This is a genomic window from Mesorhizobium sp. M2A.F.Ca.ET.043.02.1.1, from assembly GCF_003952405.1.
In the GTDB taxonomy this organism is placed as follows: Bacteria; Pseudomonadota; Alphaproteobacteria; order Rhizobiales; family Rhizobiaceae; genus Mesorhizobium.
In genome coordinates this window covers 6,175,686-6,201,769 of sequence record NZ_CP034445.1, presented here as the reverse complement: position 1 = coordinate 6,201,769, position 26,084 = coordinate 6,175,686, and the positions used below count along the sequence as shown (strand labels likewise).

24 protein-coding genes are annotated in these 26,084 nt (G+C 64.4%); 8 read left to right on the top strand and 16 right to left on the bottom strand.

Annotated elements, in window-relative coordinates:
* Positions 1-39: 39 nt before the first annotated feature.
* The gene (locus EJ068_RS29870; RefSeq protein ID WP_127386444.1) at positions 40-1,227 is read right to left on the bottom strand and encodes a glycine C-acetyltransferase; all 1,188 of its coding nucleotides are present in this window, start codon (positions 1,225-1,227) and stop codon (positions 40-42) included.
* Positions 1,224-1,430, bottom strand: a complete 207-nt coding sequence (locus EJ068_RS29865) for a hypothetical protein (RefSeq protein WP_127253884.1) — start codon at positions 1,428-1,430, stop codon at positions 1,224-1,226. The genes EJ068_RS29870 and EJ068_RS29865 overlap by 4 nt, the downstream gene beginning before the upstream one ends.
* Positions 1,431-1,526: 96 nt before the next feature.
* On the opposite strand from EJ068_RS29865, the gene EJ068_RS29860 reads away from it, so the two are divergent.
* Complete coding sequence (locus tag EJ068_RS29860; RefSeq protein WP_127386443.1) at positions 1,527-3,596, top strand: EAL domain-containing protein; 2,070 nt, start codon at positions 1,527-1,529, stop codon at positions 3,594-3,596.
* Positions 3,597-3,667: 71 nt separating this feature from the next.
* Entirely contained in the window at positions 3,668-4,402 is a 735-nt protein-coding gene (locus EJ068_RS29855; protein WP_127253794.1) for a polysaccharide deacetylase family protein, read from the top strand.
* Here the strand turns inward: EJ068_RS29855 and EJ068_RS29850 are convergent.
* Positions 4,393-4,830: a MarR family winged helix-turn-helix transcriptional regulator gene (locus EJ068_RS29850; protein ID WP_127253795.1), complete on the bottom strand. Its 438-nt coding sequence runs from the start codon at positions 4,828-4,830 to the stop codon at positions 4,393-4,395. The genes EJ068_RS29855 and EJ068_RS29850 overlap by 10 nt on opposite strands.
* Positions 4,831-4,972: 142 nt before the next feature.
* On the opposite strand from EJ068_RS29850, the gene EJ068_RS29845 reads away from it, so the two are divergent.
* The gene (locus EJ068_RS29845; protein ID WP_127253796.1) at positions 4,973-5,380 is read left to right on the top strand and encodes a hypothetical protein; all 408 of its coding nucleotides are present in this window, start codon (positions 4,973-4,975) and stop codon (positions 5,378-5,380) included.
* A gap of 121 nt (positions 5,381-5,501) precedes the next feature.
* Here the strand turns inward: EJ068_RS29845 and EJ068_RS29840 are convergent, their stop codons facing one another.
* The 8 genes from EJ068_RS29840 to EJ068_RS29805 form a co-directional block, all read right to left on the bottom strand.
* On the bottom strand, positions 5,502-6,284 hold the full coding sequence (locus EJ068_RS29840; RefSeq protein ID WP_127386244.1) for an ABC transporter ATP-binding protein: 783 nt from the start codon (positions 6,282-6,284) through the stop codon (positions 5,502-5,504).
* Between the two features lie 13 nt (positions 6,285-6,297).
* Entirely contained in the window at positions 6,298-7,092 is a 795-nt protein-coding gene (locus tag EJ068_RS29835; RefSeq protein ID WP_189342177.1) for an ABC transporter permease, read from the bottom strand.
* A 92-nt stretch (positions 7,093-7,184) separates the two neighbouring features.
* A complete protein-coding gene (locus tag EJ068_RS29830) occupies positions 7,185-8,186 on the bottom strand; it encodes an ABC transporter substrate-binding protein (RefSeq protein WP_127250653.1) in 1,002 nt (333 codons plus the stop codon).
* Positions 8,187-8,471: 285 nt separating this feature from the next.
* Complete coding sequence (hutC, locus tag EJ068_RS29825; protein ID WP_127250650.1) at positions 8,472-9,203, bottom strand: histidine utilization repressor; 732 nt, start codon at positions 9,201-9,203, stop codon at positions 8,472-8,474.
* Positions 9,204-9,234: 31 nt separating this feature from the next.
* Positions 9,235-10,257, bottom strand: coding sequence for an alcohol dehydrogenase catalytic domain-containing protein (locus tag EJ068_RS29820; RefSeq protein WP_127250648.1), 1,023 nt, complete (start codon positions 10,255-10,257; stop codon positions 9,235-9,237).
* A gap of 5 nt (positions 10,258-10,262) precedes the next feature.
* Positions 10,263-11,585 carry a histidinol dehydrogenase gene (gene hisD, locus EJ068_RS29815; protein WP_127250646.1) on the bottom strand — a complete coding sequence of 441 codons (1,323 nt, stop codon included), beginning with the start codon at positions 11,583-11,585 and terminating at the stop codon, positions 10,263-10,265.
* Positions 11,586-11,685: 100 nt separating this feature from the next.
* Entirely contained in the window at positions 11,686-12,459 is a 774-nt protein-coding gene (locus EJ068_RS29810; RefSeq protein WP_127250644.1) for a glucose 1-dehydrogenase, read from the bottom strand.
* A 196-nt stretch (positions 12,460-12,655) separates the two neighbouring features.
* Positions 12,656-14,701: an NADH:flavin oxidoreductase gene (locus EJ068_RS29805; RefSeq protein ID WP_127250642.1), complete on the bottom strand. Its 2,046-nt coding sequence runs from the start codon at positions 14,699-14,701 to the stop codon at positions 12,656-12,658.
* Positions 14,702-14,905: 204 nt separating this feature from the next.
* Between EJ068_RS29805 and queF the strand changes: the two genes are divergently transcribed.
* Positions 14,906-15,367 carry a preQ(1) synthase gene (gene queF, locus EJ068_RS29800; protein WP_127250640.1) on the top strand — a complete coding sequence of 154 codons (462 nt, stop codon included), beginning with the start codon at positions 14,906-14,908 and terminating at the stop codon, positions 15,365-15,367.
* A 218-nt stretch (positions 15,368-15,585) separates the two neighbouring features.
* On the opposite strand, the gene EJ068_RS29790 is transcribed toward queF, so the two are convergent.
* The 4 genes from EJ068_RS29790 to EJ068_RS29775 form a co-directional block, all read right to left on the bottom strand.
* Positions 15,586-16,182, bottom strand: coding sequence for a hypothetical protein (locus EJ068_RS29790; RefSeq protein WP_126083117.1), 597 nt, complete (start codon positions 16,180-16,182; stop codon positions 15,586-15,588).
* 4 nt (positions 16,183-16,186) lie between these two features.
* Positions 16,187-16,660 (bottom strand): DUF3828 domain-containing protein, encoded by a 474-nt coding sequence (locus tag EJ068_RS29785; RefSeq protein WP_126083118.1) that lies wholly within the window; start codon positions 16,658-16,660, stop codon positions 16,187-16,189.
* 111 nt (positions 16,661-16,771) lie between these two features.
* Positions 16,772-18,421: an ABC transporter substrate-binding protein gene (locus tag EJ068_RS29780; protein ID WP_126083119.1), complete on the bottom strand. Its 1,650-nt coding sequence runs from the start codon at positions 18,419-18,421 to the stop codon at positions 16,772-16,774.
* Between the two features lie 64 nt (positions 18,422-18,485).
* Entirely contained in the window at positions 18,486-20,036 is a 1,551-nt protein-coding gene (locus EJ068_RS29775; protein WP_127250638.1) for a trimethylamine methyltransferase family protein, read from the bottom strand.
* 90 nt (positions 20,037-20,126) lie between these two features.
* On the opposite strand from EJ068_RS29775, the gene EJ068_RS29770 reads away from it, so the two are divergent.
* The 3 genes from EJ068_RS29770 to mutL all read left to right on the top strand — a co-directional run bounded on the left by EJ068_RS29770 (position 20,127) and on the right by mutL (position 23,910).
* The gene (locus tag EJ068_RS29770; RefSeq protein ID WP_127250636.1) at positions 20,127-21,029 is read left to right on the top strand and encodes a LysR substrate-binding domain-containing protein; all 903 of its coding nucleotides are present in this window, start codon (positions 20,127-20,129) and stop codon (positions 21,027-21,029) included.
* 79 nt (positions 21,030-21,108) lie between these two features.
* Positions 21,109-21,963: a hypothetical protein gene (locus tag EJ068_RS29765; RefSeq protein ID WP_127250635.1), complete on the top strand. Its 855-nt coding sequence runs from the start codon at positions 21,109-21,111 to the stop codon at positions 21,961-21,963.
* Between the two features lie 72 nt (positions 21,964-22,035).
* Positions 22,036-23,910 (top strand): DNA mismatch repair endonuclease MutL, encoded by a 1,875-nt coding sequence (mutL, locus tag EJ068_RS29760; RefSeq protein WP_127250633.1) that lies wholly within the window; start codon positions 22,036-22,038, stop codon positions 23,908-23,910.
* A gap of 200 nt (positions 23,911-24,110) precedes the next feature.
* Here the strand turns inward: mutL and EJ068_RS29755 are convergent, their stop codons facing one another.
* Complete coding sequence (locus tag EJ068_RS29755; RefSeq protein WP_127250631.1) at positions 24,111-25,004, bottom strand: DMT family transporter; 894 nt, start codon at positions 25,002-25,004, stop codon at positions 24,111-24,113.
* Between the two features lie 90 nt (positions 25,005-25,094).
* On the opposite strand from EJ068_RS29755, the gene EJ068_RS29750 reads away from it, so the two are divergent.
* The gene (locus EJ068_RS29750; protein WP_127250629.1) at positions 25,095-26,021 is read left to right on the top strand and encodes a LysR substrate-binding domain-containing protein; all 927 of its coding nucleotides are present in this window, start codon (positions 25,095-25,097) and stop codon (positions 26,019-26,021) included.
* The last annotated feature ends 63 nt before the right edge of the window (positions 26,022-26,084 follow it).

The following is a 26,084-nucleotide window of genomic DNA, read 5'->3' as shown; positions in this document are numbered from 1 at the left end:
GAATCTATTGATCCGGAATCGTTTTCTAGCGCCGGGCGTTCAGGAAATGACGCCCAGTTCCTTGCCGACCTCGCCAAACGCCTCGACCGCGCGGTCGATGTCGGCGCTGGAGTGCGCCGCCGACATCTGGGTGCGGATGCGCGCCTGGCCCTTCGGCACGACCGGGAAGGAGAAGCCGATGACATAGATGCCGCGCTTCAGCATGCGCGCGGCCATCTCCTGCGCCAAAGCCGCATCGCCCAGCATCACCGGGATGATCGGGTGATCGGCGCCGGCAAGGGTGAAGCCCAGCTTACCCATGCTGGAGCGGAACCGGTCCGCATTGGCATATAGGCGCTCACGCAGCGCGTCGCCATGGCGAATCAGGTCGAACACTTTGATCGAAGCGCCAGCGATGGCCGGCATCAGCGTGTTGGAAAAGAGATAGGGCCGCGAGCGCTGGCGCAGCCAGTCGACCACCTGCCTCTTGCCGGACGCGTAGCCACCGGAGGCGCCGCCCAGCGCCTTGCCCAGCGTGCCGGTGATGATGTCCACCCTGCCCTCGACGCCGCAATGCTCGGCCGAGCCGCGGCCGTTCCTGCCCACGAAGCCGACCGCATGGCTGTCGTCGACCATCACCATCGCATCGTATTTCTCGGCCAAATCGCAGACGCCGCGCAGATTGGCGATGATGCCGTCCATCGAAAACACGCCGTCGGTGGCGATCAGCCGGAAGCGGCAGTCCTTCGCCTCCTTCAGCCGGGCCTCGAGATCGGCCATGTCGTTGTTGGCGTAGCGGAAGCGCTTGGCCTTGGAGAGCCTGACCCCGTCGATGATCGAGGCGTGGTTCAAGGCATCGGAGATGATGGCGTCCTCCTCGCCAAGCAGCGTCTCGAACAGCCCGCCATTGGCGTCGAAGCAGGAAGAGTAGAGGATGGTGTCCTCCATGCCGAGGAAGGACGAGATCGTCGTCTCGAGTTCCTTGTGCTCCTCCTGCGTGCCGCAGATGAAACGCACCGAAGCCATGCCGTAGCCGTAGCGGTCGAGCGCCTGCTTTGCCGCGTCGCGCAGGTCCAGGCTGTCGGCGAGGCCGAGATAATTGTTGGCACAGAAGTTCAGCACCTTTTCGCCGCCGACCTCGATCTCGGCGGACTGCGTGGAGGAAATCACCCGCTCGGATTTGTAGAGCCCGGCCGATTTCAGGCCCTGGAGCTCGCTGTCGATATGGGAAAGGAATGCTTTGCTCATGGGTCCAGCCCTGTTCGGTTCGAGGCCGGACTGTCGCGCCACGGCTGCAAAAAATCCATCGCAAAAGCGACCGCTTCGGTGGCGTCGCGAAAGCCGGACGGCAATCCTTCTGGCGACGCACCAGCAATGCGATCAAAAAGCTGTCCGCGGGAAACGACATGATAACCATCTTGCGAGCTTTGTCGCGCCGCCGCGATCGCCATCAGCCTCCTTTGCCGAGCTGTTAACCCTTTCAAGGCAAGCGTCTTCCCGTCACGCATCCAAGGCGGGAATCCGTCGACCGGAGGGTCACTTAAGTCATGTCGCAGCAGCCAGTGCAGAGCGTTTCGCGCAAGCTGATACTGCTCATTAAGACCGGCTACTGGCTGGCGCTCACGATTATTGCCGCCATGGTGGTGGCCTCCTTCATTCTTCTGCAGCAGCTGATGGCGCAGCAGCAGCACAATGATGCTCTGCTCGACATCGTCTCGACGCAGAAGGCCCTGTCGCAGCGCATCGTCTTCCTGGCAAGCGCCACGGGCGCTGCCTCGCGCGACAAGCAGCCGGCGCTGGTAACCGCGCTCAAGCAGGCGACGGGCGAATTCGAAACCAGCTACGACCGGCTGCTCAAGGAGACCGGCGCCGATCCGCTGTCGCCGGCACGCAACGATCCGAAGTCGATCGAATATGTGCTGTTCAACAAGCCGTTCCACCTCGATTACTTCTCGGTCGGGCTCGTCGCCAATGGCGAAAGGCTGGTCTCGTCCTTCGAGTCGCAGCTCGGCATGCAGAGCAACGGCTACAAGGCCGGCGGCGAACGCGCCGGCCTCGACGCTTCCGTCGCCAATGCGACACTGTCGGGCTATGCCGCGCTCGGCCAGCGCATCAGCGCGTTCGCCGACGCGCAATCCAGCAACATCCTCGACCTGCACCGCACGCTGTTCTTCGCCACCCTCGGCGTCATCGTGCTGGTGGCGCTGTTCATCTTCCGGCCGATGTCCAACGCCATCCTGCGCAAGACCCGCGAGCTGGTGGACGCGCGCAACTCCATGGCCTTCATCGCCGTGCATGACGGCTTGACCGGTCTCCACAACCGCACCTTCCTGACCGACCATTTCGACACGCTGATCAAGGGCGCGCACCGGCGCCGCGAGCGCCTGGCGGTGGTCCAGTTCGATCTCGACCGCTTCAAGCAGATCAACGACACGCTCGGACACGCCGCCGGCGACTATGTGCTGGTGGTGACGGCGCAGCGCATGCGCGATTCCTGCCGCGCGTCTGACCTCTGCGCGCGGCTCGGCGGCGACGAGTTTGTCATGATCCTCAACGGGGCCGGCACCACCGAGGACATCCATGCGCTGGCCAAGCGCATCCTTGCCGAAATCAACGAGCCGATCACCTTCCAGGGCACGACCATCATGCCTGGCGCCAGCGCCGGCATCGCGGTCTATCCGGTCGACGCCGACAATGCGCAGGACCTGCTCGTCCATGCCGACCTCGCCCTCTATTCCGCCAAGAAGCTCGGCGGCGGCAATTTCTCCTTCTTCTCGGAAGAGCTGCGGCGCGAGCTCGACTACCGCAAGCAGCTCGAACAGGACATCCGCACGGCGATCGCCGACAAGAGTTTCGAGGTCTATTTCCAGCCACAGGTGTCGCTGACCAGCGGCAAGATCAGCGGCATCGAGGCATTGGTGCGCTGGAACCACGCCACGCGCGGCATGATCTCGCCCGGCGAGTTCATTCCCGTCGCCGAGAAATGCGGCTTCATGCCCGATGTCGGCCGCATCGTCATCAGCAAGGCGATCAACGAGGCCGCCGAATGGGACCGCGCCGGGATCGATTTCGGGCGCATCGCTGTCAATGTCTCCGGCACCGAACTTCGCGAGCCTGATTTCGACGAGTTCCTGTTCGGCACGCTGGAGCGCGCCGGGCTGGCGCCGCAGAAGCTGTCGCTGGAAATCGTCGAATCCGTCATCCTCGACGACGAGAAGACGGGCATCGCCGCCAAGCTCCGCCACATCCGAGCCGCGGGCGTGCATCTGGAACTTGACGATTTCGGCACCGGCTATGCCTCGCTGAGCCACGTCAACCCGAACGAGATCGACCGGCTGAAGATCGACCGCCGCTTCGTTCAGAACATCAACGAGAACGGCGACAACAGCAAGATCGTGCGCGCCATCACGGAGCTTGCCAGGGGGCTGGGCATCTCGATCGTCGCCGAGGGCGCCGAGACCGAGGCCGAGCTCGACTCGCTGATGGCGATCGGCTGCGACCAGGTGCAGGGCTATTCCATCGCCTTCCCGATGCCGCAGGACAAGGCGCGCGAATGGCTGGCGGCACGCAGCCCGAAAAAGGCGAAGCTGAAAGTGCTGCAAGGCAGCCTGGGCTAGCGCAATCATCGACAAGCTTGACACAACCGGGCGTTATGGCGGCCTATCGGGATCGCAACCGGGTTTTGCGAATGCCGCTTCGTTATATCCTGCCGTTCCTGCTGCTCGTCGCATCGCCCGCCTCGGCCGCCGATCGCACCATTTATCTCACTTTCGATGACGGTCCGCTGACCGGTACAGCCAACATCCTCGACGTGCTGCAGGCCGAGCAGGTGCCCGCGACGTTGTTCATGGTCGGCATGCATGCCGAAGCCAACGCCACCAACCGGGCGCTGCTGCAGCGGGCGAAATCGATGCCGCTTGTGACGATCGGCAACCACAGCTACAGCCATGCCTATAATCACTACCTGCATTTCTACGGCGACACCGAAGGCGTGGTCGCCGACATGCTGAAGGCCAATGTTGTGCTCGGGCTGAAGCCGGCCGTGCATGCGCGGCTGCCCGGACGCGACGTGTTCCGGCTGCCCAATTACTCGAAGGACGACAATTCGCTCGGGCTGGCCGAGGCCGGCCGCGAGGATCCGGACTACGAATTCGTCGCGGCTTCAGGCTTCTGGCTTTACGGCTGGGATCACGAGTGGGTGCATGAGGACAGCGGCAAGCCGGTTCAGAGCGTCGACCATCTGGTCAGCGAGATCGATCATCTGTTCGGCTACGGCCATTTCGCCAGGCCGAACAAGCTGATCCTGCTCATGCATGACGAGATGTTCCAGGACGCTTTCGACGGCAAGACGAAGCTGACGGCCCTGATCACGGCGCTCAGGCTGCGTCACTACGCCTTTGGGGCGATAGCGGGCTACGACTGAGGCGCCTCGGCGTTCCGCCTGAGCATCGCAAGCACCTCGGCGAATTCGGCCAGCCTGTCATCGGGAATGCCGGCCCGCAGCCGCTTGTCGAAGGCGACGGCCGCGAGACGGAGTTTCTCGAACAGCGCTTCTCCGGCTACAGTCAGCGCCACCTGATGGACCCTGCGGTTTTCCGGATCGCGGCGGCGCGTCAGCAAGCCCTGCGTCTCCATGGCGTTGAGGTGATGCGTCAGTGTCGCGCCCTGGATGCCGATCATGCCGGCAAGCTCGCGCTGGTTGGCCAGTTCCTTCGACTTGACCGACAACAAGGTCAGCCAGACCGGCAGCGTGCCGCCGGCCTCGACCAGCGCGGCATCGAAGGCCTGCGCCACCACTTTCGAGGTGCGGGCGAGGTTCATGCCGACGGGCGGGCGGTCAAATGGTGTCATGACGTGACAGTAGAGCATGCAATGAGAACGTGAAGCTCGGCTCCATTAATTGACATCTAATCATTAGATATCTAACTTTGTCTTATTGAGGGCGTCGCGACATGGCAGCGACGTGCGGCGGGCGGCAGAGAGGAATGCGGTCATGCAATATATCTATATCGTCGTCATCGGCCTGCACGTCATGGCCGGAGTGTTCTGGGCCGGCACGACCATTGCGGTCGCCCGCGATCCGGAGATCAAGGCGGAGCGCTTCATCCGGCCGCAGCTCGGCGCCTCCGGCGTGGTGTTCCTGACCGGCATACTGCTCTGGTATTTCTTCCATGAGGGCGCATTCGGCCCAATGGAGAAGGCGCTGGCGCTCGGCATTGTGACGGCGCTGATCGCCGCCGGCGTGCAGGGCGCGCTCGTCGCCTCCGCCAGCCGGCAACTGGCTGGCGCCGATCAAGCGACGCAAACGCAACTGCGGGCGAAAATGACCAGAGGCGAACGCATCGCCGGCGGGTTGCTGGTCATCACGGTGTTTTGCATGGCGACCGCCAAGCTTTTCTGAAACCGCACGGCCGGCCAAACCGACCGGGCGCGGCGCGCAACGGACCAGAGCGGCAGGTGGCTCTCCTTGCAAAGGTCCGTTGCGCGTCACCAATCTGCGGGCCGAGCGATCAAAGCACCCTCTAAGCCATTTCCGGGCGCTTGGAGGCCTCGCGAATGGCTTTGTGGACATTGCGCTGCAGGTCCATGAAGGCGGCGCTCTCCATGACCTCCTCGCGCCGCGGGCGCTCGATGTCGACGTCAAAAGTCCGCATGATGCGCCCGGGGCCGATGCCCATCACGACAATGCGGTCCGACAGATAGACGGCTTCTTCGACGTCGTGGGTGACGAAGAGCACGGTCAGCCTGTGCTCCTCCCAGATCTGGGTGAGCAGTTCCTGCATCTGATGCCTGGTCAGGGCATCGAGCGCACCGAAGGGCTCATCCATCAAGAGCATCTTGGGACGATAGGAAAGAGCGCGCGCAATGGCGACGCGCTGCTTCATGCCGCCCGAAAGTTCGGATGGATAGAGATTGGCCGAGTGCGGGAGCTTGACCAGATCGAGATGCTCAAGCGCGATCCTGCGGCAGGTGGCGCGGTCATGGCCGGCGGCCTTGAGGGCGAACTCGATGTTCTGCTGCGCCGTCAGCCAGGGCAGCAGCGTATAGGACTGGAAGACGACGCCGCGGTCGAGGCCCGGCTTCAGGATCGGCGCCCCGTCGATGTCGAGATCGCCCGAGTCGAAATCCTGCAGTCCGGCGACGATCGACAGCAGCGTGCTCTTGCCGCAGCCCGACGTGCCGACCAGCGACACGAACTCGTTGTCGGCGAGGTCGAGGTTGATGTCGCGCAGGACTTCGGTGCGCCGCGCTCCGGTGCCGAAACTCTTGTGGAGGCCCTTGATCCGCAGTTTGGGGGAATTCATCGGCCGGACCTCGTCATGAACGGCTGTCCTGGCGGAACAGCACCTTGCCCAGCGCCTTCATGACCTGGTCGGTGATCAGGCCGAGGATGCCGAGCAGAAGGATGTAGCCGATGATGGTGTTGGTCTGGAAATAGCGCTGCGAGACGGTGATGCGATAGCCCAGGCCGGACGTCGCGGCGACGAGCTCGGCCAGCACCAGCCAGGTCCAGGCCCAGCCCAGACTGATGCGCAGCGTATCCCAGATGCCCGGCAAGGCGCTGGGCACCACGATGCGCGTCAGGATCTTGCGGTCCGGCAGGCCGAGCGTCCTGCCGAGACCGACGAAGTCGGCCGGCACGCGCTTGACGTTGTCCATGATCATCAGCACCTGCTGGAAGAAGGTGCCGATGAAGATGATCAGGAATTTCTGGACGTCGCTCGTGCCCGCCCACAGGATGGAGAGCGGCACGAAGGCAACGACCGGCATATAGCGGATGAAATCGACCAGCGGCTCGATGGCCGCTTCCCAGGTCCGGAAGCTGCCGATCAGCACGCCGATCGGAATGGCGAGCACCGAGGCGATGAGGAAGCCGACCGAAATACGGTAGATCGAGGCCTCGATATCGGTGAGCAGCGTGCCGTCGGCCCAGAGCTTGCCGAGTTGCGTCGCCACGCTGGCGGGCGACGGCAGGAAGATCGGCTTGACCAGGTCGAGCCCCGTCGCCGCCCACCAGGCGAGGCCGAGACCGGCAAAGACGGCCACGGCGATGATCAGGAAGCGGGAGCGCGCGATGGGCGCGCCGATCCCGGAGGATCGGCGCCGACGCATCGCCTGCCTGGCGGCAGGTCCCGTCGCCGGGCCAGGCGGGCTCGCTTTGCCGGCAGGCTCATCGGACATCTCGGCGGCCGCCACGAACCGCCCTATTGTGCGGCCTTGACGAAGGCCGGATCGATCATCTGCTCCGGCGTCACGTCGGCCTGAAGCAGCCCGGCATTCTTGGCGGCGGCCTCGACGTCGGCGAATGTCTTGGTGGAAAAGTCTCCCGTCAGCGCGCCCTTGTTCTCGGCAAGCGAATAATAACGCACGCCTTCGAACGCCGTATTCAGATCCTCGACACTCGAGCCGACCGCCTTGGAGATGATGGCGCGGCCGCCGGGCGTGTCGGCATTGTAGTCCTTGAGCGCCGCGTCCCAGGCCTTGATCATGGCCAGCACCTGGCCAGGCCGCGACTTGATCACCTCGTCGCGCACGACCAGCACGTCGCTGATCAGGCCCGGATCCTCGCCGGCGGTGAAGAGAAGCTTGACATCCTTGTTCTGCGCCCTGGCCGTGGTGAGATAGGGCTCATAGGTGACCGCGACCGGGACGCGGCCGGCAATCAACGCGCTGCCGGCATCGGCGGCCGGCATCGGCACCGGCTGGACGTCGGCGATCGACATGCCGTTCTTGGACAGCGCGTATTTCAGCAGGATGTCGCTGGTCGTGCCTTCCTCGAAGGCGACCTGCTTGCCCTTGAGATCGGCGACCGAGTTGACGTCCTTGCCGGCGATCATGGCGTCGGCCGTCATCGAGACGTCGAGCAGCAGCACGATCTTGACCGGCAGGCCGGCCGCGACCATGCCCATGGCGGTGTGGGTGGCGATGTTCGCCGCATCGAGCTGGCCGCTCGCCAGGGCGGCGTTGATGTCCTTGTCCTCGGTGAAATTGACGATCTGGACGTCCGACAGACCGCTCGCCTTGAACAGGCCCTTGGCTTCGGCGACATGCCACTGGCCGTAGCCCAGCCACGGCTCAATGCCGATCTTGAACGATCCGGCCTCGGGCGTCGCGGGAATGACCGTATCGGCGGCGTGGGCGAGCGGGGCGAAGCCGATGGTCGCCGCTACCACGAGCGCACGGAATTGTCCTGTGAGGTTAAGCATCATCTTTGTTCCCCTTGATGATCCAGAGCGCTTTTTTGAACCAAGCTTCCCATCCGGTGAGAATGCGGCTTCTGCTTCTTGCGGCACTGTGCCTCGGCGTCTTACCTGCCACGTCGACGGGAGTGAAACGATATTCAACGTCGGCGACGATGGATGTCAAGGCTAAAATACATACATGCATATACAAGCTGGAGAGGCTGATTACCGTGCTCTTGGCAGCATTTGGGCAAGCCGATCCCTGCCCCTTCATGACCGGCGCCGGAGGCGTGAACAATTCGACCCGTCTCACGTCTTGCGCGACGGAGAATAGCGGCTGCCCAGCGAGTAGCGGCTGCCGACATAGGTCAGCTTGCTGATGGTGGCGACGATCGCGCCGGTCCATGTCCGGCGATGCAGGAGAAGGCAGCAACTGCCGACGTCGATGGCGAGGCGCCGCGCCGTCTCGGCATCGGCCGGGACCGCGGAAATGATATGTTCGACCTCGGTCACCGGCGTCTTCTGCATCAGGTAATCATAGGTCGCCGTCTTCGAGAAATCCTGCTTGTCATAGTCGGGTATCAGGCGAGGATTGACGAAGCGCTCTTCCAGTTGCACGGGCAGGTCGTTCTCGAAATTGACCACCACCGAATGATAGATCGCCGCGCGCTTGGCGAATTCGAAGGACAGCGAGAGCTCCTTGGTCGGCGTGATCCTTTCGAGGACGAGAACCTCGGAGCGATGCCTGTTGCCGCGCGCGACGATCTCGGCCGCGATGTTGTTGATCTCGATCAGCGTCGATTGTGGCTTTGGCGGCGCGATGAATGTCCCCACGCCCTGCAACCGGATCAGGAAGCCGGCCGAGGTCAATTCCCGCAAGGCCCGATGGACGGTCATGCGCGACACGCCGAGCGCGGCCACGAATTCATTCTCGGACGGCAGCTTGCTGTCCTTGGTCCACTTGCCGGTTCCGATGTTGGTCAGGATGTAGTCCTTGACCTTCTCGTAGAGGGGGCTGGCCGTATCGGGCAAAGCACTCATTTCAAAAGTCCTTTCCGGCGAACATCGGAAATCAGGTGCCGGCAGGCTGCCGCAGCCGGATAATGGTTTTCAAGCCGTCGCCCTGCCCCGCCAAAAGACGCTCATAAGCGGCGGGAATATCGTCCAGGCCGATCTCGCGATCGATCAGGCTGATCAGTGGTCCGGACAGCTCCGCCAGCATCCCGATGGCGTCGGGCAGCTCATCGGCAAAGGCATGGCAGCCCAGCAGACCGATCTCGCGCTCGACCAGCATGTTGGGGTCGATGTCGAGGCGGCCGTGGAAAATGCCGACCAGCGCCACGGTGGCGCCGGAACCCAGAACACCCAGCAACTGGTTGAGCGCGGCGATGCTGCCGGTGGCCTCGACGGCCGCAAGCAGAGGCGCGTCGGCGGTGGCTTCGGCAATGGCCTCGCGGTCGAGATCGACGATGGTGGCGCCGGTCACCCGGGCGACACGCTCGCAGCGCGCCTTGTTGCGGTCGGCGATCAGCACCCTGCCCGGGAGCGTCCGCGACAGGAGCAGCGCCGCCAAGCCGCCGATGGTGCCGCAGCCCACGACAAGCACCGAACCCGCGGTCTTCGGCAGGCGCCGCACAGCATGCAGCGCGACGGCGAGCGGCTCGGCCATGGCCGCCACTCTTTCATCCAGCGCGGCGTCGATGAGATGCAGCAGGCGCGCCGGCAGCACCGTCTGCTCGGCAAAGCCGCCGTCGCATACTTCGCCGACGAAGCCCAGCGAGGCGCACAGATGCCGCCTGCCCGCGCGGCATTGCGCGCATTCCCCGCACCAGAAGCGGGAATCGGCGACCACCCGGTCACCCACGGCGACGGTGCCGACGCCCTCGCCGACCGCGACCACCGTGCCGGTCAGTTCATGGCCGGCCGTCGACGGCGCGCGGCTTATCCATTGGCCGGTGCGGAAATTGTGGAGGTCGGAACCGCAGATGCCGGCGGCGTCGACATTGAGCTTCACCCAGCCCGGCTCGGGAGGCCCTGGCGCGGCGATATTCTCGACGCGCAGGTCGCCGGGTCCATGCAGTCTGGCGGCCTTCATCGCCGTCAGGCGCCGAGATAGCGGTCGCGGATTTCCGAGACCGCGTTCTCGTGCGAGCTGAACCCCTCATAGCGGGCAAGCCTGCGGGCATGGCCGGCAAGCTCCGGATAGGCGGCCGAGGTCACATAACCGACCGACGAACGTTTCAGGAAATCCGTCACCGAAAGCGGCCCGTAAGTGCGCGCCCAGCGGCTGGTCGGCAGCACCGCATTCGGCCCGAGGACGAAATTGGCGAGCGTCACCGGCGTGTGCGGACCCATGAGGATCTCGGCCGCCTCGGTGATGTGGCCGAGATGCGCGAACGGCTCTCTGGACAGGATTTCGAGGTGCTCGGGCGCATAGTCGTTGATGAAGCGGTAGCTGTCCTCCAGTGACGCGGTCAGCACGATGCCGCCGCGCTTGCCGGTCAGCACCGCGCGCGAGAACTCGACCCGCTGCTCGGTCATACGGGACCAGTGGTCGGGAAGTGCTGCCAGGGCCGCGTCGGCGACCTTGCGGCTGTGCGTCACGAGATAGGCGGAAGAGTCCGGTCCGTGCTCGGCCTCGATCAGAAGGTCGAGCGCGGCGAGGCCGCCGTCGACGCTGTCGTCGGCGAAGATGATCGCTTCCGACGGGCCGGCCGGAAGGCCGGTGTCGATGATCGAGGACAGCAGGCTCTTGGCCGCAACCACCCAAGGGCTGCCCGGGCCGACGATCTTGAGCGCGGGCTTCACCGTCTCGGTGCCGTAGGCGACGGCCGCGACCGCATGCGCGCCGCCGCATTTGTAGACGGTCTCGACCCCAGCGAGCCGAGCGGCGACCAGGGTCGCGGCATCGACGGAACCGTCCGCAGTCGGCGGCGTCACGATGGCGATCTGCGGCACGCCGGCGATGACGGCCGGAACCGAGGTCATCATGGTCACCGACGGGAAGGCGCCCTTGCCTCGCGGAACGTAGAGCGCGACCGAGCCGATCGGCGTGTAACGGTCGCCGGCATAGGCGCCGGGGCGGACTTCCTTGAGCCACATCGTCTCGGGACGCTGCTCCTCGTGGAAATGCCTGATGTTTGTGATGCCGAAGCGGATGCTGTCGATGACATCCTTGTCGACCTTGCCGAAGGCAGCGTCGAACTCAGCCTCCGAGACCTTCAGATTACCCGCGGCCACATCGGCCTTGTCCAGATCCCGGACGAAGCGGAGCAGCGCCGAGTCGCCTTCCGTCCTGACCGCATCAAGAATCGGGCGGACCTTCTCGACGAAGGCCGAGAGGACGGCCTCGGCGCGCTTCAGCAGGCTCGCCCGCTGTTCGGCGCTGGCGGATGAGAGGTCGTGGAAGCTGATCTCGGACATGGCTGCTCCTCAGAAACGCGGGAAAAGTATGTACATGTATGTATAATGCTCGCCAGTATTTTTCTGCATCCTCCGGGCGGACCGGCCACGGCAAACCGCATCAGATCGAGGCAAGAAAGCCCCCATCCACCGGAAAGCACTGCCCGGTGATGTAGGCCGAGGCGTCCGAGGCCAGGAAGACCACAATGCCGTGCAGATCCGAAAGGTCGCCGAAGCGATGCTGCGGGATCTTGGCGAGCATCGATTGCTGCCACGCCTCGTCGGCGTAGAACACCTCGGTCATCGCCGTCCTGAAATAGCCAGGAGCAATCGCGTTGACCCTGATCCCGAGACCCGCCCACTCCGCCGCAAGCGCCCGCGTCATGCCGAGCAGGCCCGACTTCGACGAACCGTAGGGCACGGCCGTGGGGATGCCGACCTCGGAGGTCAGCGAGCACAAATTGATGATGGCGCCGGGCCGTCCGGCATCGCGCATGTGGCGGGCGGCGGCCTGAGCGCAGAAGAAGGCGCCCTTGAGGTTGGTGTCGACGATCCGGTCCCAGAGCGCTTCATCGACATCGAGCGAAGGCCTGACCTCTTCCATGCCGGCATTGTTGACCAGGATATCGAGGCCCCCGAGCACGCCGGCTGCCTCGCCGGTCGCGGCGCGACAACGGGCGACGTCGGTGACATCCAGGGCAATGGCATGCGCAACCCCTCCGGCGGCCCGGATCGCCGCCGTCGTCTCCTGCAGCGAAGCAAGGCTGCGCGCCGTGACCGCGACAGCGGCGCCGGCCGCGCTCAGCGCCTCGGCGATGCCGCGCCCGATGCCGCGGCTGGCGCCGGTGACGAGCGCCTTCCTGCCCGACAGGTCGAAGAGGGAAGCATTGCGCATGTCGATCCTCCTTGGCCTTGCCGACCTGCCCTCGCCCGCGAGACTAACCGATCCTTGGTTATACATACAAGCATATACAAATGATTTTGAGCGCCCGCAGCGAAACAGGCTGACCGCGGGGAGCGCGCTACCCCGCAGTGATACCTCAACCTGTACGGCGCTTTTCCCACCGCTTTTTCGCGTTGCGACCTGTCGGTCAGATCCTGATCCCGAACCGGATGCCGTCATAGATGGCGGCGTGGATGTTGCGCGAGGCGACCGCGTCGCCGATGCGGAACAGCACGAAGCCGCCGTCGGCGTTGCGCGATGGGAAGATGTCGCCGCCGTTCACCAGCCGCTCATAGTCGACCGCGCCGCCATTCTTCGACAGCGGTTTGAGCGCAAGATAGAGATCGTCGAGGGGCGCCGTGCCATGCTCGACCACCACCTGGTCGACGCGCCTTTCGCCGCGCCAGCCGTCGGCAAAATCCGACGCGAGCTCGGCGACGAGCTGGTTGCCCTCGCGCCGGACCGAACGCAACCTTGTGTTGATGGTGACGGTGACGCCTTTCTCGTGGAAGGCGCGCATATAGGGCACGTGGTTCATGCCGCCCATTTCCGGCGCGAAGAAGCGCTCCGGCGAGACCAGCTCCAGCTTCGAGCCACTGTTCGCGATGAGCTCGGCCGCGCCCATGCCCTGATGGCCGCCATTGTCATCATAGAGCAGGACATTCTCGGCCGGCTTGACGGAGCCTGCCATGATATCCCAGCTCGATGTGACGAGATTGTCGCCGGCCGTCAGCGGCGGGTTCTGCGGCATGCCGCCCGTCGCCACGATCACCACGTCCGGCGCCAGCGCCAGCACATCGTCCTTCTCGGCCCAGGTGTCGTAGCGGATCTCGACGCCGAGGCGATCGAGCTCGGCCAGCCGCCAGTCGATGATGCCGATGAGCTCCTTGCGGCGCGGGTTCTGGGTCGCGAGCCTCACCTGGCCGCCGGCCTGGCCGGAGGCTTCCAGAACCGTCACCTGGTGGCCGCGTTCGGCCGCGACGCGCGCGGCTTCAAGACCACCAGCGCCCGCCCCCACCACCACGACCTTCTTCTCCGGTCCTTCGCTCTTCGCGATGATGTGCGGAATGGTCGCCTCGCGACCGGTTGCGGCGTTGTGGACGCACAGCGCCTCGCCGCCCTCATAGATGCGGTCGAGGCAATAGGTGGCGCCCACGCATGGCCGGATCTCGTGCTCGCGGCCTTCCATCACTTTCCTGACGATGTGCGGATCGGCGATATGGGCGCGCGTCATGCCGACCATGTCGAGCTTGCCGGTGGCGATGGCGTGGCGCGCCGTGGCGACGTCGGAAATGCGGGCGGCGTGGAAGGTCGGGAACTTGGTCGCCGCCCTCACCTCGCCGGCGAAATCGAGATGCGGCGATGAGCGCATGCCGGTCACCGGGATGACCTTGGTCAGCGACGCATCGGTCTCGATCGTGCCGCGGATGATGTTGAGGAAGTCGACCTTGCCGGAATTGGCGAGCCGCCTGGCGATCTCGACGCCGACTTCCTTCGAGATGCCCTTTTCGAGATCCTCGTCGGCAACCATGCGAATGCCGACGATGAATTTCTCGCCGACGGCGGCGCGGACCGCGTCGAGCACCATGTCGGTGAAGCGCAGCCGGTTGTCGAGCGAGCCGCCGAACTCGTCGTCGCGATGGTTGGTGAGCGGCGACCAGAAGCCATCCATCAGATGTCCATAGGATTCGAACTCGATGCCGTCGAGGCCGGCCGCCTGACAACGCTGCGCAGCCGCGGCATAGTCGGCGACGATGCGCTCGATATCCCACTCCTCGATGGTTTTCGGAAAGGCGCGGTGCGCCGGCTCGCGCACCGGCGAAGCGGACAGCACCGGCAGCCAGTCGGCCTTGTTCCAGCCCGTGCGGCGGCCGAGATGGGTGATCTGGATCATCACTTTGCAGTCATGCTCATGGCAGGCATCCGCCAGTTCGGCGAGCCAGGGCACGATGCGGTCGTCATAGACATGCAGATTGCCGAAAGCGGCCGGGCTGTCGCGCGAGACGATCGCCGAGCCCGCCGTCATGGTGAGCGCCATGCCGCCCTTGGCCTTTTCGGCATGGTAGAGCCGGTAGCGCTCCTTCGGCATGCCGTCCTCGGAATAGGCCGGCTCATGGCTGGTCGACATCACCCGGTTCTTCAGCGTCAGGTGCTTGAGCTGGTAGGGTCGGAGAAGCGGGTCGTTGCTGGTCATCGTCTTCCTGCCGTTTCAATTTGCACGGGAGCGTCGCGCCGCTCCCGCTTCCATTTCTCGCATCGGATTCGTCCGAAAACCGCTGCGCACTTTTCGGTCCGATGCTATTGAGCGGCCCAAACCCGCCGCGTCCGAAAGGTTGCGGCGCAATTTCCGCCTGTTTTGCCTGCCGCCCGGACCTTGGACGGCAGCGAGGAGCCGCCCATGACAGACGCCAAGAACCTCACCCAGCTCGGCAAGCACGTCGAGACGCCACAGAGCCCCGAACAGGCGGTCCTGGAGACCGTGCCGTTCCAGCACGGCGATGGCCCGCCGGCGATCGTGCGCTTCACCTGCCCCGAATTCACCTCGCTCTGCCCGGTCACCGGCCAGCCGGATTTCGCCCACATCGTCATCGACTACGCACCCGACCGGACGCTGGTGGAATCGAAGTCGCTGAAGCTGTTCATGACCTCGTTCCGCAACCACGGCGCCTTCCATGAGGAATGTACCGTGATGATCGGCCGCCGGATCGTGGAGGCGACCAAGCCGCTCTGGCTGCGCGTCGGTGGCTACTGGTTTCCGCGCGGCGGCATCCCGATCGATGTCTTCTGGCAGACCGGCGCACCGCCCAAGGACGCGTGGCTGCCCGATACGGGCGTGGCGCCCTATCGCGGGAGAGGTTGAAATTTGTTGCGAAAGGCTGGCGGGACAGCGCCCCTCTCTGTCCTGCCGGACATCTCCCCCACAAGGGGGGAGATTGGCAGCTTCGGCGGCCCGCTTATCCTGAAACGTCGGAGATTGGCGAAAGCCGGCGTGACCTCTGATCTCCCCCCAAGTGGGAGAGATGGCCGGCAGGCCAGAGGGGGGCGCGAAGGATCGCCGACACTGATCTTTGGTCATTTTCATTCGCACTGGTACTGGCTCAGCGCCCATTCGCCGGTGACCGACAGGAGATCGGAGACCTTCCAGGCGCCACCGACCTTCTTCAGCTTCCATTCCAGGCGGTGCTGGTGGCCCTCGACGACGAAGGCAACGACCACCTTGGCCTCGTCGCCATTGACGGCTTCGATGGTGCGCAGGCTCCGGTCTATGGCCAGCTTGTCATAGTCGGCATTGTCGAGCGCCATGTTGGGGTCGAGGCATTCGCCCTGGCCCGAGGCGCGCAGCGCGTCCGCCTTGTCGAGTACGGTTTTCGCCGGGTCGGTGAAGTTCTTACGCTGCGCAGGATCGAGCTCCAGCCCGAGATGCTCGTAGAAGGGCTTCACCACCGCGGTCGGCGATCCGGGCAGGACCGGCGCGACAGGCGCCGGTTCGGCCGGCTTGCTGTCCGGCGCAGCGGCTGCAGGCGGCGACGTGTCGACCGCAGGCGGCGAGGTGTTGTCGCCGGATGAGGCTTTCGGCGGCGGCGCGCCGAACAGCCCCTGCGCAGAGGCGCCGCCGCTCAGCCCCGCGGCCAGCATCGACAAGCTCGCCAGCGCGAGGACAAAGCGGCGAGGCACGGCATCACTCCGTCGAGGCACCGCATCCCAGCGCGCTGAGCTTCCAGTCGCTGGTCTTGGAACTGATGTCGGCGATCTTCCACTTGCCGTCCACTTTCTTCAGCGACCACACCATTTCGCGTTTGGAGTCATCGCCTTCCGGGAAAAGATTGAAGTTGGCCGTCACTTCGGCGGTGTCGCCATTGACGGTCTCGGTGAGCTTCAGCGTCTTCGACAGGGTCTTCTGATCGAAATCCTGCGCGTCGAGGCCTGGGTCGAAGTCGAGGCAGGACACCTCGTCGGGCTTCTCCTTTTGCGCCTTGTCGTTGGCTTCGAACAGCTTGGTGACCGGCTCGGTGAAACGGTCGCGGTATTTGGCGTCTCCCTCGAACTTCACCGAAGGCACATAGAAGAACTTCACGGCGTTGGAGGCCGGCCCGGCGAGCACGGCGCCGGGCAAGGCAATCGAGAAGACAGCGGCAAGCACTATCGGCTTCATGCAGGATCTCCGAGGTTCGGCGGCTTGGCGGCACGCTTGCCACCACGCCTCCTGCATATCGCCTTTTTTGCGGCTCATGAAGTCTTTGCGGCTCATGAAGCCCGGGCGCGCTCAGGCATCCAGCCAGACGTTCTGGAAGTCCATCTCGTAGGTCTGGTGCATCGAGTAGTTCTTCACCTTCTTGTTCATGTGGCAGTAGAGCTTCTGCCAGAAGGGCTGGATGATGACGCCGGAGTCCTGCAGGATCGCCTCGACATCCTTCATCACCTCCTTGCGCTTGGCGACGTCGATCTGTGACAGCGCCTCCTTGAGCTTGGCGTCGAACTCCGGATTGGAGTAGGCCGTCTCGTTCCAGGCCTCGCCCGAGCGGTAGCCGAGCGCCAGAACCTGGACACCGAGCGGGCGCATGTACCAGATGGTCATGGAATAGGGATATTTCGTCCAGTCGTTCCAGAAGGTCGAGCCAGGCAGCACGGTGCGCTTCACCTTGATGCCGGCATCGCGCAGCTGGCCGGCGATGGCGTCGCCGGTGTTCTTCTGCCATTCGTCCTCGACCGTGATCAGCTCATGCTCGAAGTCGGCCTGGCCGGCTTCCGCCATCAGCTTCTTGGCGCCGGCCGCGTCGCGCTCCTTCTTGGGCAGCGGATAATATTCGGGATGGATCGGGGCGACGTGATGGTTCTCGCCGACCGTGCCGCGGCCGTTGTAGCCGAGCTGCATGACCTGGCTGTTGTCGACCGCCATCTGCAGCGCGTTGCGCACCCGCTTGTCGTCATAGGGCTTATGCGTGACGTTGGTGCGGGCAACCAGCGTGGTCGCGGTCGCGACCTCCGACTTCACCAGGCCCATCTTGTCCAGCGGGTCGATATAGTCGGCCGGCGTTTCGAAATCGAGGTCGACCTCGCCCGAATCGAAGGCATTGAGCGTGGCGTTGAAGTCGGTGCCGTAGTCGATGAACTCCACCCCGTCGAGCGGCGCCTCGCCGCCCCACCATTTGCCGTTTTCGCGGCGCTTGACGACCGCCTTCTGGCCGACATCGTAGGAGACCAGCTCGAAGGCTCCGGTGCCGATCGGCTTCTTGATCGGGTCGGCGCCATCCTTGTCGAAGTCGCGATGCACGACCAGCGCCGGATAGTCGGTCAAGCCCGGGATGATGGCGATATCGGCTTCGACGAGCTTCAGCTTGACCGTGTGGTCGTCGACCTTGGTGATGGCGCCATCCTTGGCCTTGCCGGTCTTGGTGTCGATCAGCGCGCCGACGCGGGCGGCCATGGAATTGCCGGAAGCCGCCTTGTCGCACCAGCGGTTCAGATTGGCGACCACGTCGTCGGCGTTGAAGGCATCGCCATTGTTCCAGGTGACGCCCTTGCGCAGATGCAGCGTGTATTCGGTGGCGTCGTCATTGACGTCCCAGCTTTCGAGCAGAACCGGCTCGAAGGTGAACTGGTGGGTGTAGCGCACCAGCGGCTCCAGCCAGCAGCGGGTGACGTTCGCCATCTCGGTCCAGTCGTAAGTGCGCGGATCCTTCTGCGCCTTGACCGACATCGCGACATGCAGCGTGCCGCCCTTCTTCGGCTCGTCGGCCAGCGCCTTGGTCGGCGCGGCAAGGCCGAGCATGCCATAGGCGAAAGCCGTCGATGCGCCGAAGGCGCTGGCCAGCGCCAGGAATTCGCGCCGGTCGACACGGCCCGCGCGCGCCTCCTCGGCCATCGCTTGGATAGCGGCCGGGACCCGGTCACCATTGCTTCTGAAAAGTGTCATTCTCGTGCTCCCATTGATCTGGTCGGGTCTTCGCCCGGTTGGCTTCAACTAATGCTGCCTTCCATCAACTGACGCTGTCAGGCAGCTTTTCCTCGCGCCGCGCGATCAAATCCCTGAGACCTTCGGCAATGCCCTCGTCGAGCTTCGGCTCCTGGTAGTCGGCCAGCATGGCGCGCGCCTTTTCGCGGCCGCGCGTGTCATGGTCCTTGGCGCCTTCGGCGCTCCACTGCTCGAAGGAATTGAAGTCCATGATATTGGGCATGAAGAAGGCGCTCTCGAAATGCTCGAGCGTATGCTGCGTGCCGAGGAAATGCCCTTGCGGGCCGACCTCGCGGATCGCCGCCATCGCGTCCTTGAAATCGTCGAAGGACACGCCGCCGGCATATTTGTACCAGCCGACCAGCTGCTCGCAGTCGGTGGCGAATTTCGAATAGCCGCAGGTCAGCCCCGCTTCCAGCCAGCCGGCGGAATGCCAGATGTAGTTGGCGCCGGAAAGGATCGCGGCATGCATCAGCATGTTCGCCTCGTAACCCGCCTGCGCGTCGTTGAGCTTCGAGCCGACATGGAAGCCGGAGGTGCGCCAGGGCAGCTTATACTTCCTGGCCAGCGCTCCCATCAGATACATCATCTGGGCTGCCTCCGGCGTGCCGCCCATCGGCGCGCCGGTCTTCATGTCGACCGTCACCATGAACTGGCCGTAGAGCTGCGGCGAGCCGGGCCGGATGAGCTGGGTCAGCGCCACGCCGGCGAGCGCCTCGGCGTTGACCTGCGCCACCGCGCCGACGGCGGAGGCCGAGGTCGAGGCGCCGCACAGCGCGAAAGGCGCCAGGATGAGAGGCTGGTTGTGGCTCGCATAGACTCGCATGGCATCGATCATGGTGGCATCCCACACCAGCGGCGAATTGCAGTTGGTGATCGCAACCAGCACCGGATTGTCGCGCACGAACTCCTCGCCGAAGACGATGCCAGCCATCGCCATCGTGTCCTCGGCGCGCTCCTTCGACGTGACGATGCCCATGAACGGCTTGTCGGAATGTTTCAGCGCCGAATGAATGATGTGAAGGTGCCGCTTCGGCACCGCGATCTCCATCGGCTCGCAGATGACCGAGCTCGAGGAATGCAGCGCCGGCGCCATGTAGGCCATCTTGTGGAAATTGTTGAGGTCGGCCAGCGTGCCGTAGCGGCGCTTGTTGTCGAGGTCGCGGACATAGGGCGCGCCATACATCGGCACGAAGATCGAGTTCTTGCCGCCGACGCGCACCGTACGCTCCGGGTTGCGCGCGTGCAGTGTGAACTCCGGCGGAACCTTCGAGACCAGCTCCATCAACAGAGCGCGGTCGATGCGGACACGCGTTTGCCTGACATCGGCGCCGACCGCCTTCCAGAGCTCGATCGCGCCGTCGTCGCGGAATTCGCAGCCCACCTCCTCGAGGATCTTCAGCGATTCCTCATGGATCAGCTCCACCGCCTCGTCGGGCACGATCTCGTAGGCGGGGATCTTGCGCACAAGGGTGGGGAAGGACGCGACCGGCGCGCTTCTCAGCGCCTTGCGGCCGAGCCGGCCGCCGCCGCGGCGGTGGGTCTGTTCGGTCAGTTCAACGGCCGGTGCGTTCATGGAGGCTCCTTCTTCCCGCCCGACCAAGTTAGCGAGAGGAAATATGGATGTGATGCTGGAAAATCCTGATCTCTTGTATAAGCTGCGCTTATGCGAAACCTACGCCAGCTCCTGCCCTCCGCCGGCAGCCTCATCGTCTTCGAGGCCGCGGGCCGGCTGTCGAGCTTCACCGCCGCCGGGCGCGAGCTCGGCATGACGCAGGCGGCCGTCTCCTATGCGGTGCGCGGGCTGGAGGAGCAGCTTGGCGCCAAGCTCTTCCAGCGCCGCCACCGCCAGGTGCTTCTGACGGAAGCCGGCGAACGTTTCCATGCCGATGTTTCGCTGGGCCTCTCGCATATCCGCAAGTCGGCGGAAGACCTTCGCCTGCAGGCGACCGGCGGGCATGTGACCTTGGCCGCCTCGACCGCCTTCGGCTCCTTCTGGATGATGCCGCGCCTGCAGCAGTTCCGCGACGAATTGCCGGGCGTCGACCTGCGCATCCAGACCGCCGACCGCGACCTCGACATCATCGCCGAGGGGATTCCGCTGGGCGTGCGCGGCGGCGTGCCGCGCGACTGGCCGGATTATCACTCGCTGTCGCTCTCCGATGAAGAAATCTTCCCAGTCGCCGGCCCCAGCTATCTCGCCAGGTTCGGCAAGCCGAGGACGGTCGAGGAACTGGCCACGCACCGGCTGATCCATCTAGAAGAACCCTATCGCGAGGCCCCGACCTGGGACGAATGGTTCGCTTCGGCCGGAACCAGCCTGCGCAATGCCGAGCGCGGCCTGCGCATCAACGACTATGCGCTGGTGATCCAGGCGGTGATGGAAGGGCAAGGCATCTCGCTCGGCTGGCGCCATCTGGTCGAGCGCCTGGTGGCGTCAGGGCTCCTGGTGCCGGTGACCGATCATGTGATGCGGACCGGCATCGGCTTCCACGTCATCTGGCCGAAGAATCGCGATCTCAGCGACAATGCGCGCAAGGTCAGGGACTGGCTGGTGGCGCAGGCGTGAAAAAGTGGTTGTACCAGAAAATTCCCTCTATCAGAAATAGGCTTTCTTAGTTTAGTAGTTGCGTGCTGGATGGGGGGTAATGATGATCGCGAAACTTGGCGGCCATTTCGGCGTGGCTGTGTCTGGTCTGATCACGTTTGTGTTGGTTGTTCTGGCGGTAATAGTCGCCAACAACCTAACAGGCTTCAACGTTTTTTCGTTCAGTTTTTGGGTGGTCATTCCGGCTGGAGCAGTGTTGACAGGGGTGGCTGCAGCCTCTGGCTACTATTTCGGCAGCTTGTTTTTTCACACCCGACCCACATGGTTTCTTCTCGTCCAAATTCTCATTGTGACAGCTGCGGCGCAATTGGTCATCTACTATGGCGAATATCGCTCATTGGTCCTGGACGACGGCACTATGGCCTCTGACGCCATTGGTTTTTGGGATTATCTCGATACCTATCTAAGGTCGATGCATCTCAAGGCTGGACATGGCGGCCATACCGACAGTGGCGAGGTTGGCGACTTTGGCTACTGGTTAGCAGTGATCGATTTCATAGGCTTCATCCTGGGAGGATTTTTCGTCTTTTTCATGCTGCAAACCTATCCGACGTGCTGGAAATGCAGTCGATACCTCAGGAAAATAACCAAAACCGGCCAGATGTTTCCAGACCATGGGCAGTTCGCGAAATATTACGACACACTTTTTCAGCACCCTGTCGACAGCAGGCCCTTCGCGGATTTGATGAAAGGCAACCCGAAAGTCCGCAAACCCGCTTTGGGCACGGTCTTGGTCGGATCTGATCTTCTCGGCTGTGAGCACTGCAAGACACAGCTTCTAGCTCAAAAGGTTCAGATCCTGGGAAAGAAGGGGTGGAAGGATATCGCAAAGCTGACCCGGAACGTTCGGCTGCCGGATGGCGTGGATCTGCGGCAGGTGGTTACTCCTGGCTGATTTGGGTGACGGCGGCGGTCTGATGCAATTGGGCCTATCCGCAGCGCACTCGAATCCGCCTATAATCGCTCGATGCCCATTCGCCAGCTTTCCGAAACCATGATCAACCAGATCGCCGCCGGCGAGGTTATCGAGCGTCCGGCGAGCGTGGTGAAGGAGCTGGTCGAGAATGCGCTCGATGCCGGCGCGTCGCGCGTGGAGATCGTCACTGCCGGCGGCGGGCTGAACCTCATCCGCGTCACCGATGACGGCTCGGGTATCCCCGAACAGGAACTCGCGCTGGCCATTGCCCGCCACTGCACCTCGAAGCTTTCCGACGACATCCACGACATCCGCTCGCTCGGTTTCCGCGGCGAGGCGCTGCCCTCGATCGGTTCGGTGGCGCGACTGTCGATCCGCTCGCGCACGGCGTCAGGCGACAGCGCCGCCGAGATCGGCATCGACGGCGGGCGCGTCTTACCAGTGAAGCCGGCGGCGGCCAATCGCGGCACGACGGTCGAGGTGCGCGACCTTTTCTTCGCCACGCCGGCCAGGCTGAAATTCATGAAGGGCGAACGCGCTGAAAGCTCGGCCACCAGCGACGTGGTGAAGCGCATCGCGATCGCTTTCCCGGCCGTGCGCTTCACGCTGGCCGGCTCGGACCGCACCACCCTGGAGTTGCCGGCGATGGAAGACACGCCGGAAGGCCGGCTCGCCCGTGTCGCGCAGGTGATGGGCAAGGATTTCCCGGACAATGCCATTGCCATCGATGCCATGCGTGACGGCGTGCATCTGGCCGGCCATGTGTCGATCCCGTCCTACACGCGCGCCAACGCGCTGCAGCAATATGCCTATGTCAACGGACGTCCGGTGCGCGACAAGCTGATCGCCGGCGCGATCCGCGGCGCCTTCGCCGATGTGCTGCCGCGCGACCGGCACGCGGTGACGGTGCTCTTCCTGTCGCTCGATCCCTCGACGGTCGACGTCAATGTCCATCCGGCCAAGGCCGATGTACGCTTCCGCGATCCGGGACTGGTGCGCGGGCTGATCGTCGGCGCCATCCGCGAGGCGCTGGCCGGCGCCGGCATCCGCGCGGCGACGACAGGCGCCGCCGGCATGATGGCGGCATTTCGGCCTGGGGCCGCAGCCTATTCCCACCCCGGCCCGGCGGGCGGCCATCGCAGCTACGAGGCCGCCTATCACGCCTCCAACTCCGGAGGCTTCGACCCGTTGCGTTCGGCGCAGCGGCCGCTCGATATGGGCTATGGCGAGGCGGGGCATCAGCGCAATGGCTTTGCGGAGAACGACCAGGCGGCCTTCGACACCGGCCCGCTCGCCAGCGCCGATGCCCGCGCCGGCGTCGCCGAGCCGGCCGAGGCGCTGCTCGGCATGGTGCTGGGCGCGGCGCGCGCGCAGGTGCATGAGAATTATATCGTCGCGCAGACCAGGGATTCGCTCGTCATCGTCGACCAGCATGCCGCGCATGAGCGTCTGGTCTATGAGGCGCTGAAGAACGCCCTGCATTCGCGCGCTGTCCCGTCGCAGATGCTGCTTTTGCCCGAGATCGTCGATCTGCCGGAGGAAGACGCGGAGCGGCTGGCGATGCACTCCGAGACGCTTGCCAAATTCGGCCTCGGCCTGGAGCGCTTCGGCCCCGGCGCTGTGGCGGTGCGCGAGACGCCGTCGATGCTCGGCGAAACCAATGTGCAGCAGCTGGTGCGCGACCTTGCCGACGAGATCGCCGACAACGACACCGTCGAGACGCTCAAGGAACGGTTGGACAAGATCGCCGCGACCATGGCCTGCCATGGTTCCGTCCGCTCGGGCCGGCTGCTGAAGGCCGAGGAGATGAACGCGCTGCTGCGCCAGATGGAGGCGACGCCCGGCTCCGGCACCTGCAACCACGGCCGCCCGACCTATATCGAGCTCAAGCTCGCCGATATCGAACGGCTGTTTGGAAGGCGGTGAGTGCGCCACGGCCCCTCACCCAGCCTACGCTGCGCTCGGCTGACCTCTCCCCGGTGGGGAGAGGAGATTGTCGGCGCCGGCGCCAATCTCTTCTCCCCATGGGGAGAAGGTGGCCGCGAAGCGGCCGGATGAGGGGGCAAGAAAAGAGCCGCTCGAAGCGGCTCTTTTCTTGAGTTAGGAAACGACTTCCACCTTTTGATTTACCGCTTCAAATTCACCACGATCACGCCGCCCAGCGCCAGCGCGCCGCCGAGGATGCCGAGCAGCGACGGCACTTCGCCCAGCCAGAAGAACCCGATCAAAGCGGAGGTCGGCGAGACTAGATAGAGGAAGTTCGAGGCGCGGGCGGCAGGCAGGCGCGACAGCGCGGTCGCCCAGGCCGCATAGGCGATCAACGAGGGCACGATGCCGAGATAGATGACGGCGCCGAGACCGGCAGTGTCGGCGACCGCCGCCTGCGAAAACGCTTCCGGCAGGAATGGCGACAGGCAGAGCGCGCCGAGCACCATGTTGGAGGCGGAGATCGTCAGCGGATGGTGGCGGGCGAAGAGCGGCTTCTGGACGATGGTGTTGACGGCCGAGCAAAGCGCCGAGCCTAGCACCAGCAGCGCGCCGGTATTGAAATGCAGGCCGTGCCCGTCGGCCACCGCGATGATGCCGATGCCGGCGAAGGAAATGACCGTGCCCAGCCAGGCGACGCCTGAGAACCGCTCGCCGAGCAGGGCCATGGCCATGATTGCGGTGAAGATCGGGCTGACATTGATGATGAAGCCGGCCGCGCCCGCCGAGACGGTGAGCTCGCCGAAATTGAGCATGGCGGTGTAGAGCGCGACGAAGATGGCGCCGCCAAAGGCGAAGCGCCACAGCTCGTCGATCCTGGGCAGCGCCGGGCGCTTCACCGCGAGAAATATGGCGGCCGGAACCGCCGCGATGGCAAAGCGTAGCGCGCCGAGCTCCAGCGGCTGGAAGGCGGCGAGGCCGGCGCGGATCGCCGGGAACGCCGAGGCCCAGCCAAGCACCGTAAGCGCCACCGCGACGGCCGCGGTGCCGTCCATGCGCTGTGTCTCATTCAACGTGCCGGTGTAAGCGCTCATTGCCGTACCCTCGTCTTTTTGTGCCATGGACGCAGAAAACGCCATTGCCGGCCGATTGACAAACGAGCAAATCGAGGGTCAGCTGTGAGCATGGATCACAGCTCGGATCAGATACTGCCGTTGGAAACCTTGCGCGCCTTCGATGCCGCGGCGCGCACGGGGAGTTTTTCCGCGGCGGCCGAAAAACTCAACCTCACCCATGGCGCGGTGAGTCGCCAGATTGCCAAGCTCGAGGACTGGCTCGGCTTGAAAGTGTTCGAGCGCAATGCGCGCGGCGTGTCGCTGACCATCGAGGGCAATCGCCTGCATCTTCGCACCACAGAGGCCTTCGCGCTGATTTCGGTCAATTCCGACCGCTGGGTCGAGCCGCGCGGCACGGCCGTGGTGCGGCTGGCCTCGATCCCCTCGGTGAGCGGATTATGGCTGATGCCGCGCATGGCCGCATTGGAAAACCATCCGACCAAGTTGCGCATCGTGCTCGATGTCGACAATCGCCAGGCCGACCTTGCCGACGAAGGCATCGACCTTTCGGTGCGCTGCGGGCGCGGCCGCATTCCGGGCCGCGTCTCGGTGCAGCTTTTCGAAGAGCAGATTTTCCCCATCGCCTCGCCGGAGCTCGCCAAGGAGATCGGACGGGGCGACCCTGCGCGGCTGCTGAAGTACCCGCTGATCAACGATTCCGATGCATCCGGATGGCGTGCATGGCTCGCCGCGCAAGACATCGATTACCGCCCCCGTCCGCAGGACCGGCGTTTCGAGGATTACAATCTGGTTCTGGACGCGGCGGCGCATGGGCTGGGCATTGCGCTGGCGCGGCCGCCGCTGACTGCGGACCAGCTCCGGTCCGGCCGTATCGTTGCCGTCGATGAGCGCGTTGCGCTCAATCCAGTGTCCTATTGGATGGACCGTCCGGTCGGCCGGCCGCGCGCGGCGGCGGCAGATCTGGCCGGGCGCATCGCCGAACAGGCGGGGCTTGCTCGGGAAAAGCTCGAAGGTTTCCTTCAGGATGACGTCTAGGGCATTCACCGTTTCACGAAAACGGTGAAATGCCCCATCCCCTTCGGGCGGAAAACCGTTCAC